Source organism: Alcanivorax sp. HI0083 (assembly GCF_001635175.1).
Genome location: NZ_LWFX01000800.1, coordinates 1 through 639, shown reverse-complemented (window position 1 = coordinate 639; position 639 = coordinate 1). Strand labels below are relative to the sequence as shown.

At 57.4% G+C, this 639-nt stretch carries 1 protein-coding gene and 1 pseudogene; both read left to right on the top strand.

The features are described 5' to 3' along the window. On the top strand, nt 1-159 hold a 159-nt coding region (locus A3754_RS07735), incomplete at its 5' end, for a 50S ribosomal protein L20 (RefSeq protein ID WP_156496903.1). Nucleotides 160-316: 157 nt separating this feature from the next. Beyond that, nucleotides 317-639 (top strand): annotated as a pseudogene (locus A3754_RS07730) (phenylalanine--tRNA ligase subunit alpha); the annotation flags it as partial.

The following is a 639-nucleotide window of genomic DNA, read 5'->3' as shown; positions in this document are numbered from 1 at the left end:
GCTGCGCGTTTGAACGGCCTGTCTTACAGCCGTCTGATCAATGGGCTGAAGAAAGCGTCCATCGACATTGACCGTAAAGTACTGGCGGACATCGCTGTCCGTGATCAGGCAACCTTTAGCGCTTTGGCCGAAAAAGCCAAAGCGAGTCTCACCGCCTGATCGACTGTTACGCAGCTGCGTAGTAGTGCATTCAACGGGGGAAGAGTTCGCGCTCTTCCCCCGTTTTTGTTGGTAAAAGAGACGCAACAAGCAACACGCTTTGTGCAACACGGGAAAGGGGTGCACGAAGCGCGTTGCGTGTAGCAGAGGAATTGAAATGGAAAATCTCAATGCCCTGGTTGACGCTGCCTTGGCAGAGGTCGAGCAGGCTGGCGACATTCGGGCGCTGGACGATGTGCGGGTGAAGTACCTGGGCAAAAAGGGTGAAATCAGTGCCTTGATGAAGGGGTTGGGCAAACTGAGCGCAGAAGAGCGCCCGCAGGCCGGCGCCGTCATCAATGAAGGCAAGCAGAAGGTTCAGGACGCTATTGCCGGGCGCAAAAGTGCCATGGAAGAGGCGGCCCTGAATGAGCAGCTGGCCAGCGAGACCGTTGATGTGACGTTGCCGGGCAGAGGCGAGTTGCCGGGCGGGTTGCACCC